The 13,179-nt window shown below is 69.9% G+C and carries 11 protein-coding genes; 6 read left to right on the top strand and 5 right to left on the bottom strand.

The window, feature by feature from the left end:
• Positions 1-363: 363 nt before the first annotated feature.
• Both NFW30_RS08910 and NFW30_RS08905 read right to left on the bottom strand, forming a co-directional pair.
• Positions 364-1,683 carry an ATP-binding protein gene (locus NFW30_RS08910; RefSeq protein WP_295351089.1) on the bottom strand — a complete coding sequence of 440 codons (1,320 nt, stop codon included), beginning with the start codon at positions 1,681-1,683 and terminating at the stop codon, positions 364-366.
• Positions 1,680-2,426: a response regulator gene (locus NFW30_RS08905; RefSeq protein WP_295351092.1), complete on the bottom strand. Its 747-nt coding sequence runs from the start codon at positions 2,424-2,426 to the stop codon at positions 1,680-1,682. Before NFW30_RS08905 ends, NFW30_RS08910 begins: the two co-directional genes overlap by 4 nt.
• A gap of 180 nt (positions 2,427-2,606) precedes the next feature.
• Between NFW30_RS08905 and NFW30_RS08900 the strand changes: the two genes are divergently transcribed.
• Together NFW30_RS08900 and NFW30_RS08895 are read left to right on the top strand one after the other, a co-directional pair.
• Positions 2,607-3,149: a periplasmic heavy metal sensor gene (locus tag NFW30_RS08900; RefSeq protein ID WP_295351095.1), complete on the top strand. Its 543-nt coding sequence runs from the start codon at positions 2,607-2,609 to the stop codon at positions 3,147-3,149.
• 183 nt (positions 3,150-3,332) lie between these two features.
• Positions 3,333-5,990 (top strand): GNAT family N-acetyltransferase, encoded by a 2,658-nt coding sequence (locus NFW30_RS08895; protein WP_295351097.1) that lies wholly within the window; start codon positions 3,333-3,335, stop codon positions 5,988-5,990.
• A 35-nt stretch (positions 5,991-6,025) separates the two neighbouring features.
• Here NFW30_RS08895 and dinB read toward each other — a convergent pair whose 3' ends face one another.
• Positions 6,026-7,198 (bottom strand): DNA polymerase IV, encoded by a 1,173-nt coding sequence (gene dinB / locus NFW30_RS08890; protein WP_295351101.1) that lies wholly within the window; start codon positions 7,196-7,198, stop codon positions 6,026-6,028.
• Between the two features lie 283 nt (positions 7,199-7,481).
• On the opposite strand from dinB, the gene NFW30_RS08885 reads away from it, so the two are divergent.
• Both NFW30_RS08885 and NFW30_RS08880 read left to right on the top strand, forming a co-directional pair.
• A complete protein-coding gene (locus tag NFW30_RS08885; RefSeq protein WP_295351104.1) occupies positions 7,482-8,759 on the top strand; it encodes an MFS transporter in 1,278 nt (425 codons plus the stop codon).
• A 70-nt stretch (positions 8,760-8,829) separates the two neighbouring features.
• Positions 8,830-8,976, top strand: coding sequence for a PEP-CTERM sorting domain-containing protein (locus NFW30_RS08880; RefSeq protein ID WP_295351105.1), 147 nt, complete (start codon positions 8,830-8,832; stop codon positions 8,974-8,976).
• A gap of 124 nt (positions 8,977-9,100) precedes the next feature.
• Here NFW30_RS08880 and glpK read toward each other — a convergent pair whose 3' ends face one another.
• Both glpK and NFW30_RS08870 read right to left on the bottom strand, forming a co-directional pair.
• Complete coding sequence (glpK, locus tag NFW30_RS08875) at positions 9,101-10,615, bottom strand: glycerol kinase GlpK (protein ID WP_295351108.1); 1,515 nt, start codon at positions 10,613-10,615, stop codon at positions 9,101-9,103.
• A 39-nt stretch (positions 10,616-10,654) separates the two neighbouring features.
• Positions 10,655-11,257, bottom strand: coding sequence for a TetR/AcrR family transcriptional regulator (locus NFW30_RS08870; protein ID WP_295351381.1), 603 nt, complete (start codon positions 11,255-11,257; stop codon positions 10,655-10,657).
• A 221-nt stretch (positions 11,258-11,478) separates the two neighbouring features.
• Here NFW30_RS08870 and NFW30_RS08865 point away from each other — a divergent pair, with 221 nt between their 5' ends.
• Both NFW30_RS08865 and NFW30_RS08860 read left to right on the top strand, forming a co-directional pair.
• Positions 11,479-12,228 carry an electron transfer flavoprotein subunit beta/FixA family protein gene (locus tag NFW30_RS08865; protein WP_295351110.1) on the top strand — a complete coding sequence of 250 codons (750 nt, stop codon included), beginning with the start codon at positions 11,479-11,481 and terminating at the stop codon, positions 12,226-12,228.
• 2 nt (positions 12,229-12,230) lie between these two features.
• Complete coding sequence (locus NFW30_RS08860; RefSeq protein WP_295351112.1) at positions 12,231-13,163, top strand: FAD-binding protein; 933 nt, start codon at positions 12,231-12,233, stop codon at positions 13,161-13,163.
• The last annotated feature ends 16 nt before the right edge of the window (positions 13,164-13,179 follow it).

Raw genomic sequence — 13,179 nt, 5'->3', positions numbered from 1 at the left:
CCGGAACACGCGCCCGGACGACGCAGGTCGTCCAGCAGTGCGCCCAGGGTACTCCGCCACCGCTGCCCGCTGTGCCCGCCGGCGCCTGGTGCAGGTCAGGTTGCCTTCTGCCCGGCCATCGACCGGCCCTGCGAACGCGGCGGCTATGCTACCGGACGCACGCTCATCCCGCAACGGCGAACGGCCGCGCGGGCCGCGCGCCTCGTGCCCCAGGGCGCCGCCCGACTCGTCGCGCAAGCCCGCTGTCGAGAAATCCCACCAGCTTGGTCCTCGGCTGGAGAGGTCGCGGCCGACCCGCCGGGTCCAGCGATCCGGCCGGTGTGCTCCTGTCTGTCCCTCCGGTCTGCAGCGGTCGCCAGCGCGTCACCCCGGCTGTGCCGCCGGCAGCCTGACGACGACCCGCAGACCGCCGCCGGCTGCATCCTCGAGGCTCAGCTCGCCGCCACAGCCGGCGGCGATGCGGCGGACGATCGCCAGTCCGAGGCCGCAACTGCCGGCGGTGGCGCGCGCCGGTTCGAGCTGCGCAAAGGGTTCGAGCGCGCGCTGCCGGTCGCCGTCGGCGATTCCCGGTCCGTGGTCGCGCACGCTGAGCAGCGCGGCGCCGTCGGCGGCCACCACCAGTCGCACCTCGACCGGCGGTGCGCCGTGCTGCAGCGCGTTGTCGACGAGGTTGTCGAACAGGCGCCGCAGATTGCCGCTGCCGATCGCGACGCGACAGCCCTCGGCGGACTCGTCGATCGTCAGCGCCAGCGGCCGCCCGAGTTCCTGCTGCCGGCCGGTCTCCTCGCGCAGCAGCGCCGCCAGACAGACGGCGGGTGTGGCTTCCTCGCCGCCCTCGCTGCGCAGGAAGGCGAGGCACTGGCCGACGATGCGCTCCATGTCGTCGACGTCGCGCTCGAGCCCGGCACGCTCGCCGTCGCTGGCGAGCAGCTCGAGCCGCAGGCGCAGGCGGGTGAGCGGCGCGCGCAGGTCGTGCGTCAGGCCGGCGATCATCTCGCGCCGTTCGGCGGCGGCGGCGGCAAGCTGGCCGAGCATGGCATTGTGCCGCTCGGCGAGCTGTCGCACTTCGCGCGGACCCTGTGGGGTCACCGTGCGCGCGCTGCCGTCGCCGGTGGCGGTGACCGCCTCGCCAAGCCGCGCCAGTGGGCCGACGATGCTGCGGACGAAGAGTCCGGCGATCAGCAGGACGGCGACGAGGGTCGCCGCCAGGAACGGCCAGAGCTCGGTCGGCAGCGCCTGCGGTTCGAGACGCGGCGGCGGCAGGACCAGCCACCAGCGCTCGCCGGCGGCGGTGAATCCGACCCACAGGCCGCTGCGTTGCCCGGGTCCGGCGTGGCGCAGCAGGACCGGTTCGGCGAGACGCTGTTCGAGCGCGTCGGCGAGGCGGCGGGCGAACGGGAAGCGCGGGCGATGCGGCGGGACACCCGCGCCATCGGCGCGCAACTGCAGTTCGCCGGCGTCGGCAGCGCCGAGCGCGGCGCGGGCGCCGGCGTCGAGCCCAGGCAGGACGATCTGCAGCAGGCGCACCTGACCGGCGAGGAGATGCACTGTGTGGTTGACGTGCGCACCACGGCGGAAGTGCGCGATGAGCGAGAAGGTGGCGAGCTCGGCGACGGCGATGACGGCGATCACCAGCAGGACGGTGCGGCCGGCGAGCGACGCCGGGAAGACGCGCAGCGTCATGCCGTGCCGTCGCCGGCCGAGTCGGGGACGAAGACGTAGCCGACGCCCCAGACGGTTTGCAGGTAGCGCGGACGCGCCGGATCGACTTCGAGCAACCGGCGCAGGCGGTGGATCTGGACATCGATCGCGCGGTCGAAGGCTTCGCTGCTCTCGCCGCGCGTCAGCTCTATCAGGCGCTCGCGCTTCATCGGCCGGTTGGCGTTCGCCACCAGGGTGTTGAGCAGCGCAAACTCGCCGCTGGTCAGCGGCACGCTCGCCGACCCGCGGGACAACTGTCGCGCGCCCCGGTCGAAGAGCCAGTCGCCGAAGCGGACGATGCCGCCGGCGGGATCGGGCGCCGCCGGCGGCCGCGCGGCGCGGCGCAGCACCGCCTCGATGCGCGCCACCAGTTCGCGCGGGTCGAAAGGCTTGCCGAGGTAGTCGTCGGCACCCATTTCGAGCCCGATGACGCGGTCGACCGGCTCGTCACGCGCGGTCAGCATGATCACCGGCCGCGTTTCGCCGCGCGCGCGCAGGCGGCGGCAGGCGGCCAGGCCGTCCTCGCCCGGCAGCATCAGGTCGAGGACCAGCAGTTGCGGCTGGTAGCGCTCGATGAAGGCGTCGAGCTGGCGCGTGTCGGGCAGCAGCAGCGTGTCGAAGCCATGGCGTCCGAGGTAGGTGGCGAGCAACTGGCGCAGTTCGGCGTCGTCGTCGATCAGCAGGATCTTCTTCATGGGCGTACGCGGGTTGACGATGCTTGCCATTCTATGCCACCCCTGCGGGCGACCTGCGGCGAGGCAACAATTTGCAATCGGCGGCCACTGCCGGCGCAATTCTTTGCAACGGGCGGCGCGGCAGAATGGCTCCATCGCCAGCGGGACGGCAACGACGCCTCCCGCGCAGCGGCGATCGATGATCACCACCCGACGAAAAGGAGTCAGAAAATGAAATCGATGTTCAAATCCCGCGTTGTCGTCGTTGCCCTGTTGTTGTCGCTCGGCGCCGCCGGCGGCGCCCTGGCGGTGCGGCCGGAGTCCTGTGGCGCCGGCGGCCCGCGCATGGAGCAGCGCATGGGCTGGCACCTGCAGGAGATGTCGCGGCTGCATGGCGAACTCAAGCTCGACGCGCGGCAGGAGGCGCTGTGGCAGGAGGCGGAGCAGTTCACGCGCAACGGCATGCGCGAGATGGGCGAGCGGATGCGCCAGCAGCGGGCCGAGGTCCTGGCTCTGGTCAGCAAGCCCGGGGCCGATCTGCGCGCGGTGCTGACGCGCATGGACGATGTCCGCGACGCCGCGCGCCAGCAGCGCGAGGTGGGGCGCGAGCGCTGGCTGGCGGTGTACGACAGTCTCGACGTGACGCAGAAGGAGAAGGCACGGCAGTTCGTCCAGACGCGCCTCGAGCGGATGGGGCAGGGCGGTCGCTTCGGGCCTGGCGGGCCGGGCGGGCCGGGCGGGCCGGGCGGGCCGGGCGCGCCGGCCGTGCGTTAGACGTCCGCAGCCCGGGGCTTGAGCGCCTCCCCGGCGAGCTGGGGGTAGCGGGCGTTCGGGCGGTCAATGGCCGCGGTTCCTGCCGCGAGCAAGCCGTCGTTCGCACAATCCGGCCGGACGTGGCACACTGGCGGCGGGCCCGACACCACGGCCGCGGCCCGGAAAGCAGCCGACGATACCGCGATGACCGTCCGCAACCTCGAATTCCTCTTCCGTCCGGAGTCGGTGGCGATCGTCGCCGAGCCCGACGAGGCGAGCCGCTACGCCGAGGTGGTGCGCTCGAACCTCGCCGGCGGTGGCTTCAGCGGTCCGGTGATGTCGGTCGTCGCCCGCCAGCGCAAGCTGTTCCTGCTGCCTGCAGGGGTGCGTGTCGATCCGCTGGCGGCGGTTCCCGACCTCGCCGTCATCTGCGCCTCGCTCGACAAGGTGCCGTCGATCATCGAACAGCTCGGCAGTCTGGGGACGCGCGCCGTGGTGGTCGGGCCGTGGCTGTGGCACCGCATGCGCAGCAACGAGATCGCCGCCGCGCAGCGGGGCATCCTCGCGGCGGCGCGACCCTTCCTGATGCGCGTGCTCGGACCGGGAAGCGGCGGCCTCGTCGTTCCGGCGCAGCATCTCAACGCGAGTGCGGCGCCGGTGGCGATCGCGGCGGGCAAGATCGCCCTGGTGACGCATTCGACCGCCATGACGGCGGCCATACTCGATCGCGCGTGCAGCAAGGACATCGGCTTCTCGACCGTGCTCCATCTCGGCGCGGGGCTCGATGTCGATCTCGCCGACGTCCTCGACTGGCTCGCCGGCGACGGTGAGACGAAGGCGATCCTGGTGCAGTTCGACAGCGTACCGGCCGGTCGCAAGTTCATGTCGGCGGCGCGCGCTGCCGCCCGCCACAAGCCGGTGGTCGCCATCCGTGGCCGAGCGCTGGCGGGCGATGGCGATTCGGGCTTCCCGCCGGACGAGGTCTACGAAGCGGCGCTGCGGCGCGCCGGCTGGGTGAGCGTGGACACGCTCGGCGGCGTCTTCGAGGCGATCGAGGGCATGGCCCGCATGCGTCCGCTGCGCGGCGAGCGCCTGACGATCCTGGCGAACGGGCATGGTCTCGGGCGCATCGCCGGCGAAACGCTGCTGCGTTGCGGTGGCAGGCTCGGCAAGCTGTCGCGCGAGACGAGCAAGCGTCTCGAGGGACTGCTGCAGACGCGGTCGCCACTGGCCAATCCAATTGCCCTGCCGGCCGACGTGACGGTACGGCAATGGGCGTCGGCGCTGGCCTGCGTGCTTGCCGACAGTGGCACGCAGAATGTGCTGACGGTCTGTTCGCCGTCGCCGTTCGCGCCGGGTCCGCAGGTCGCCGAGGCGATCTGCAAGGTTTCCCGGGAGAGCGAGCGCAACGTGTTCACCTGCTGGGTCGGCGGCAAGTCGATGCTTGCGGCGCAGCGGGTCGCTGCCGAACATGGGGTGATCAGCCACGAATCGCCGGAACGGGCGATCGCGGTCTTCCTCGGCGTTCTCAGCTACCTGCACAACCGCCGCCTGTTGCTGCAGTTGCCGGCGTCACGCGCCGAGGACTTCGCGCCCGATCTCGCCGCTGCGCGCAGCGCCGTCGGCGAGGCGGTCGCTGCGCGTGCCGGCAGGCTGTCTGTGACGCAGGCACGCCGGTTGCTGGCTGCCTACGGCATCGTCCTCGCCGCGCACCCGGTCAGCGGCAGCATCGAGGCGGCGATCCTCGCCGCCGACGAGGTGGGTTACCCGGTCGACCTCGCGCTGGTCGGCAGCGGTGGCGCCGATTGCGCCGCGGCGGCAGTGGACCTGCGGTCGCCGGCCGATATCCGGCTCGCTGCCCGTGGGCTGCGCGGCGCGCTGCGCACGCAGCAGGCGGCGGCACGCGTCAGCGGCTATCGCGTGCGACCGAGCGCCGCGCGCAGCGGCGCTCCGCCGCTGCGCTTCGGCGTCGCCGTCGACGCCGTCTTCGGGCCGCTGATCGTCCTCGGTCCGGCAGCACGCAGCGGCTCGAGCGCCGGTCGCGTCGTCGTCGCCCTGCCACCGCTCAACCTGACACTGGCGCGGGATCTGGTGGCGCGCAGCGGCATTCTCGCGAAGCTGCCGGATGAATCACGCAGCGAACTGCAGACGGCCGCCAGCCAGGCGCTGGTCCGGCTGTCGCAACTGCTGACCGACAACGACGAGGTGGTGGGCGTCGAACTCGATCCACTGCATGTCGAGAGGAACGGTGTCTTCGCGATCGATGCCTGCATCGACGTTGCCGCGCAGACGGCGGCGGTTGGCGGCCATCGCTTCGCCATCCGCCCTTACCCCAAGGATCTCGAGCAGTCGCTGGATTGGCAGGGCCGGCGGCTGTCGATCCGGCCGATTCGCCCGGAGGACGAAGCCTTGCTCGGCGAACTGCTGCATTCGCTCGCACCCGAGGATTCGCGGATGCGCTTCTTCGACGCGATCCGCAGTCTCCCACGCGTCCGCCTGGCGCGCTTTGCGCAGATCGATTACGACCGTGAGATGGCGCTGGTGGCGATCGAGAACGCGGGCGTCGCCGGCGAACGCGTCCTCGGCGAGGTGCGCGCCGTCAGCGAACCGGGCAAGGCGGTTGCCGATTTCGCGATCGTCGTGGCCTCGGAGATCAAGGGCATGGGCCTCGGCGCGGCGTTGCTGCACAGCCTCGTTCGCTACTGTCGCAGCGAGGGCATCGGCGAACTGCGTGGCGAGACCCTCGACGGCAACCTGCGCATGCAGGGGCTGGCGCGCAAACTGGGCTTCGAACAGCGCAGCGGCGCCGATCGCGGGACGGTCGATCTGCGCCTGGCGCTGGGCCGCAGCGCTGCCGCGTGAGCCGCCCGCGAAGGGGGCCTGGCGGGCCGGCGGATTCATCGCTGGCGATCGCGCTCGAGCAGATCGAGTTCGCCCTGCTGCGGCAGGCGCGGAGGGTGGGCAGCGCCAGCGGCCGCGAGTGCCGAGACCCGCACGCCGAGCAGGCGCAGCCGCTGTTCGAGCGGGACGCGGCGCAGGCACTCGCGGCTGGCGCGCAGGATGTCGGCGGCGGCATCGGTCGCCGCGGCCAGCGTCAGGTCGCGCGTGACGATGCGGAAATCGGCGAAACGCAGCTTGACGCCGATCGTGCGGCCGCGGCATCGCTTGCGCTGCAGATCGTCGGCCAGCTTGCGGCAGAGACCGACGAGGACGGCGCTCAGGGTCTCGCGGTCGTCGCGCGGGTGCAGATCGCGCTCGAAGGTGGTCTCGCGACTGACCGATTTCGGCTCCGCGGCCGTGATCAACGGTCGGTCGTCGATGCCGTGCGCGGCGGCCAGCAGCCACGCGCCATAGCCGCGGCCGAAGTGCTGCCGCAGCATGCCGGCGTCGGCTTCGGCCAGCTGGCCGATGCGCTCGATCCCGAGCAGCGACAGCCGCTCGCTCGCCTTCGGGCCGATGCCGTTGATCTTGCGTACCGGCAGCGGCCAGATGCGTTGCCGGAGATCGTCGCCGGCGAGGATCGTCAGCCCGTCGGGCTTGTCGAGATCGGAGGCGATCTTGGCCAGCAGCTTGTTGGGCGCGACGCCGATCGAGCACGACAGTCCGGTCGCCTGGAGCACCGCGTCCTTGATGCGCTGCGCGAGCGGGCGGGAATCGCCGGCCAGCCGGCTGAGATCGAGGTAGATTTCGTCGATGCCGCGATCTTCGCAGTCGGGCGCGATGCCGGCGACCGCCGTCTTGAAGAGTCGCGAGTAATGGCGATAGGCGGGGAAATCGACCGGCAGCAGGATCGCCTCGGGCGCCAGGCGGGCCGCTTTCATGATGCCCATCGCCGACGAGACGCCGAGTGCGCGTGCCTCGTAGGTGGCGGTGGTGACGACGCCACGGCCAGCATAGTCGCTCAGGCAGCCAAAGCGGCGGCTGCCGTCGGCCAGCAGGACGGGTTGCTGCGCACCACTGCCGCCGATCACCACCGGCCGACCGCGCAGTTCCGGGTAGCGCAGCAGGTCGACGGAGGCATAGAAGGCGTCCATGTCGAGGTGCGCGATGCGGCGCGGCGGCATGCTCAAGGGTCCCTCCGTGTCGCGGCTGGCTGGGCTGAATGCCTGCCGCAGCTGATCCATGCGAACCGGCGGGATTATGAACCATTCCGCCGGCCGGCTTCCTGCCGTAGCATGCTGCCGATCACGCCACGGCAATTCGTCCCCGGGTCAGGCGTGCGGATGGAGCCATCATGACCAGTCAGACTTTCCTGCCTGCCGCGCCCGGATGCCCCTGCGCCGACCGGACGGCAGCGATCCTTGTCATCGTTGCCGCCGGCCGTGGTTTGCGGGGTTCGCGATGACGGCGCCGGTGGCCTCCTGGATCTGGCGGTGGCGGCAACTGGTCGACTGCCGTCCGGGCGAGGGCAGGGCGCTGTTCTGGTCGTTCTCCGGCTTTTTCCTGCTGCTGGCAGGCTACTACGTCTTGCGCCCGGTGCGTGAGGAGATGGGGGTGGTGATTGGCCCGGAGAATCTGCAATGGGGCTTCACCCTGGCGCTGGGCGGCATGCTGGTGCTCGTCCCGCTGTACGGCTGGGCCGCTGCCCGCCTGTCACGTCGCCGGCTGCTGCTGGCGGTCTTCGGTTGCACGACGCTGGTCCTGGCGGCCTTCCACGCCTGGATCGCCGGCGGCGTCGCCTTGCCTGCGGCGCTGGCGCTGTTCGTCTGGATCAGCGTCTTCAACCTGCTCGTCGTCTCCCTCTTCTGGACGGTGATGGCCGACAGCTTCGGGCACGCGCAGGCGCGCCGGCTGTTCGGCATGATTGCCGCAGGGGGCAGCACCGGTGCGCTGATCGGGCCGACGATCACCGCCCTGTCAGTCCATGTCGTCGGTGTCCATGGCCTGTTGCTGGTGGCGGCGACGCTGATCCTGGCATCGCTGCTGTGCGTCCTGCGAGTGGCTGACGCGGGCGGGCGCGGCGACCACGGCCAGCCGGTCGGTGGCAGCGTCTTCGCCGGTCTCGCCGAAGTGCTCGGCTCGCCGTACCTGGCGATGATCGCCTTGCTCGCCGTTCTGCAAAGTGTCGTCGGTACCTTCGTCTACTTCGAGCAGGCCCGGCTCGTCAAGGCCGCCGCGCTGACCGCCGAGTCGCGCACGCAGCTCTTCGCGATGCTCGACCTCGGGGTGAATCTGCTTGCACTGGCGCTGCAGGCGCTCGTCGCCGGCCGGCTGATGCAGCGACTGGGGCTCGGCATCACGCTTGCCGCGGTGCCACTGCTGCTGGTGCTGCCGCTGGCGGCACTGGCGGTGCTGCCGGCGCTGGCGACGGTGCTCTGCATCCAGGTGATCGCCCGGGCAGGGGGGCACGGCCTCTTGCGCCCGGCCCGCGAGGCGCTGTTCACGGCGGTCGAGCGCGAGCCGCGGTACAAGGCGAAGAACGTCATCGACACGCTGCTCTCGCGCGCCGGCGATGCCCTCGGCGGCTGGCTGTACGCGATCGCCGGCCTCGCCACGACGGGCGTCGCGCTGGCGGCTGTTCCGGGCGTGCTGGCGCTCGCCTGGCTGGGGTTGCAACTGGGCAAAGGTTACCGGCGGCGGGTGACCGTCCCGGCCGACGAAGGTGGCGCCGGCAGACTGCCCGGCGCGTGACGGCAGACGGTCCAGTAGCGGCGCCAGTGGGAGCCGAGCCAAGGATTCACTTCACGGGGAGGAGATTGCCATGCGTGCTCTGCCGTTGCTTGCCCTTCTGTTGTCCGTTTCGGCACCCGCGTTGGCGGTCGTCAGCCCGCTTCCCGAGCCGGAGTCCCTGAGCCTGCTCGCGCTGGCGGCTGCGGCGATGTGGCTGGCGCGGGGCCGCAAGCCCTGATTCTGGCGCGGTTCGCGGGTGGGCGGGGCGCTGGGGCTTCGCCCCCCGCAGCCCGACGGTCCGCGGTGGCCACGCAGACGTGATGCACCCGGGCAGGCTGCCTGGCGTGTCTCCCCGCGGTTGATCAGTCGGCAGTCGCCCAGTCGCGACTGCGCTCCACCGCGCGCCGCCATCCCGCGAGCAGCGCTGTCCGCTGGTCGGCGGACATGGTGGGCTCGAAACGCCTCTCGGCGTTCCACAACGCAGCCAGTTCCGCCTCGTCGTGCCAGAAGCCGACCGCCAGTCCGGCGAGATAGGCCGCGCCGAGCGCGGTCGTTTCGGTGATGCGCGGGCGCACGACGGGGACGCCGAGCAGGTCGGCCTGGAACTGCAGCAGCAGGTTGTTGGCGGCAGCTCCACCGTCGACCCGCAGCTCACGCAGCGGCTGCCCGCAGTCGAGTTGCATCGCGCTGAGGACCTCGGCGCTCTGGAAGGCGATCGCTTCGAGCGCCGCACGCGCGACGTGGGCGCGGCTGGTACCGCGCGTCATGCCCAGCAATGCGCCGCGCGCATACGGATCCCAGTACGGCGCGCCGAGCCCGGTGTGCGCCGGCACGAGGTAGACGCCCCCGTTGTCGGGAACCGACGAGGCCAGCGCCTCGATCTCGCCGGAGCTGGAAATCATGCCGAGACCGTCGCGCAGCCACTGCACGACGGCGCCGCCCATGAAGACACTGCCTTCGAGGAGGTAGGTCGTCCGCTCGCGCAGCCGCCAGCCGATCGTCGCCAGCATGCGGTGGTGCGAGTCCATCGCCTCGTTGCCGGTATTCAGCAGCAGGAAACAGCCGGTGCCGTAGGTGTTCTTCGCCATGCCGTGCGCGAGGCAGGCCTGACCGAAGGTCGCCGCCTGCTGGTCGCCGGCGATGCCGGCGAGCGGCACCTCGGCGCCGAGGAGGTCGCTGGCGGTCGTCGTGATGAGGCCACTGCTGTCGACCACCTGCGGCAGTACTGCCGGCGGAATGTCGAGCAGCGCGAGCAGTTCCTCATCCCAGCAGCAGCGGCGAATGTCGAAGAGCATGGTACGCGCGGCGTTCGACGGATCGGTGACGTGCGCGCGACCAGCGGACAGCTTCCATGCCAGCCAGCAATCGATCGTGCCAAAGGCGAGCTCGCCGCGCTCGGCGCGGGCGCGGGCACCGGCAATGTTGTCGAGCAGCCACTTCAGCTTGGTGCCTGAAAAATACGCATCGACCACCAGCCCCGTTCGCTGGCGAAAGCGCTCCGCATGACCGGCGGCACGCAGCGCATCACATGCCCGGGCAGTCCGCCGGTCCTGCCAGACGATCGCCCGGTGCAAGGGCTCGCCGCTGGCACGGTCCCAGAGGACGCTGGTCTCGCGCTGGTTGGTGATGCCGACGGCGGCCAACTGGCCGGCGTCGACACCGTGCTCGCGAAGGACCCCGCGGGCGACGGCCAATTGCGTCCGCCAGATGTCGTTGGCGTCGTGTTCGACCCACCCCGGCTGCGGATAGTGCTGTGCGTACTCCTGCTGGGCGACACCGCGAACCGTCCCGTCACGAGCGAAGAGAATCGCCCGCGAGCTGGTCGTACCCTGGTCGAGAGCGAGGATCAACTGCGGGCTGGCACTGGCTTGCGGCATCGGGCGAACTCCGGCAACGAGAAATGGACGGTGGTGTTGTCAGGTGGCGGTGCCAGGCTGTTCCTGGCGCTGACGAACGATCAGTTCGGCGATCCAGCGCTTGAACTCGGCGATGCGCACATCGTAGTTCTCGCAAGCCATCAGACTCTGCCCGAAGACATAGGCGTAGAGGAGCAGGCTGCGGCTCTTCGCAACTTCCTCGGAGCAACCGAGGGCGACGAACAGCTTGCGCGTCGCTTCGAGACGCCAGGTATCGACCTCCGCGACGATCGCCGCCGCCTGCGCATCGCGCCGGGCCCATTCCCGTACGGCCAGTTCGATGGAGATCCCCTTGCGGTTGCGAGTGGCCGAGTAGATGTCGATCAGATGCAGCAGTTGCTGCTCCTCCGCGCCCGGCGTGGCGACGGTCTGCTTTTCGATGTCCTGGATGCGGCCGTCTCGCCAGACTTGCAGAACTGCTTCGACGAGGTCGTTGCGATCCCTGAAATGCCAGTAGAAACTGCCCTTGGTGACGCCAAAGGTCTTCGCCAGGACTTCGACCCGCATGCCGTTGACGCCCTGCTCGGCAAGGTTGTCGATCGCCGCCTGAATCCACTCGTTGCGGCCAAGCGCAGCACGCGGTCTGATGTTCCGGTGCTTCATCGTCATCTGGTCCTTTCCTGAAACGCGCGCGTCAGGCAATATTATCAGCCTGAACCCAAAGCTGCCGACCGCAGTCTTGACAACCAGCACTCCATACGGTACCGTACGCCATGCATACGATACGGTACGGTGTGTGGTATGGCCAGAATTCGGGAGTGTCAGACGTCGCCTGCAGGACGACGCGTGGCATCGCATTGCGTGTAGTGATCAAGGAGAAGAAAGTGAAAGTCCTCGTTCCAGTCAAACGGGTGGTGGATTACAACGTCAAGGTTCGCGTCAAGCCGGATGGCAGCGATGTCGATCTGGCCAACGTCAAGATGTCCATGAATCCCTTCGACGAGATCGCCGTCGAGGAGGCGGTGCGTCTCAAGGAGGCAGGCATCGCGACCGAGGTGGTGGTGGTCTCGGCGGGCGTTGCCAACTGTCAGGAGACCCTGCGCACGGCGATGGCGATTGGTGCCGATCGCGGCATCCTGATCCAGACCGATGTCGAACTGCAGCCGCTGGCTGTCGCCAAGCTGCTGCAGGCGGTGTGCGCCAGGGAGCAGCCGCAGATGGTCGTCTGCGGCAAGCAGGCGATCGACGACGACGCCAACCAGACCGGCCAGATGCTCGCGGGTCTGCTGGGTTGGCCACAGGCGACTTTTGCGTCGAAGGTCGTCGTCTCCGCCCAGACGGCCACCGTGACCCGTGAGATCGACGGCGGTCTGGAGAACATCGAGGTCGTCCTGCCCGCCGTCGTCACCAGCGACCTGCGCCTCAACGAGCCGCGTTACGCGACCCTGCCGAACATCATGAAAGCGAAGAAGAAGCCGCTCGAGACAACCAGTCCGGCCGCTCTCGGGGTTGATGTCACGCCGCGACTGAAGACCGTGAAAGCGGCCGAGCCGCCCAAGCGCTCAGCCGGCATCAAGGTGGCCGATGCCGCCGATCTGGTACTGAAACTCAAGACTGAAGCAAAGGTGATCTGACCATGGCCATTCTCGTTATTGCTGAACACGACAATACCTCGATCAAGGCGGCGACCCTCCATGCCGTGACCGCGGCGACGAAACTCGGTGGCGAGATCCATCTGCTGGTGGCTGGCAGCAACTGCGCCGCCGCCGCTGCAGAAGCGGCGCGGATCAGCGGCGTCGACAAGGTACTGCTGAGCGACGCACCGCATTATGCCGACCAGTCGCCGGAGAACGTCGCGGCACTGCTGGTGAGCATTGCCGCTTCCTACTCGCATCTGCTGGCGGCAGCGACAACCAGCGGCAAGAACTGCATGCCCCGCGTCGCGGCGCTGCTCGATGTGGCACAGATCTCGGAGATCTCGGGAATCGAGTCCGCTGACACCTTCGTCCGCCCGATCTACGCCGGCAACGTCGTCGCCACCGTCCAGTCGATCGATCCCGTGAAGGTCATCACGGTGCGCGCGACGGCTTTCGAGGCGGCAGCAGAGGGCGGCAGCGCGCCCGTCGAGACGCTGCCTGCGGCTGCCGATCTCGGCCTGAGCCGCACGCTGGGGCGCGAACTGACCAAGTCCGAGCGGCCGGAGCTGACGGCGGCCAAGGTGATCGTGGCGGGTGGCCGCGGCATGGGCAACGGCGAGAATTTCCATCGCCTGCTGGAGCCGCTGGCGGACAGGCTCGGGGCAGCGCTCGGCGCTTCGCGCGCGGCGGTCGACGCCGGCTTCGTGCCGAACGACTATCAGGTCGGGCAGACGGGCAAGATCGTCGCCCCGCAACTCTACATTGCCGTCGGCATCTCCGGCGCCATCCAGCATCTCGCCGGAATGAAGGACAGCAAGATCATCGTCGCCATCAACAAGGATGCCGAGGCGCCGATCTTCCAGGTTGCCGATTATGGCCTGGTGGCCGACCTCTTTGAAGTCGTGCCGGTGCTGCAGGCGGAACTCGGCTGAGCGGAGACGGCCAGGG

This window comes from Accumulibacter sp. (genome assembly GCF_023806635.1).
GTDB lineage: Bacteria > Pseudomonadota > Gammaproteobacteria > Burkholderiales > Rhodocyclaceae > Accumulibacter.
Note: the sequence above shows the minus strand (reverse complement) of the source record. Positions and strands in the feature narration are given on the sequence as shown.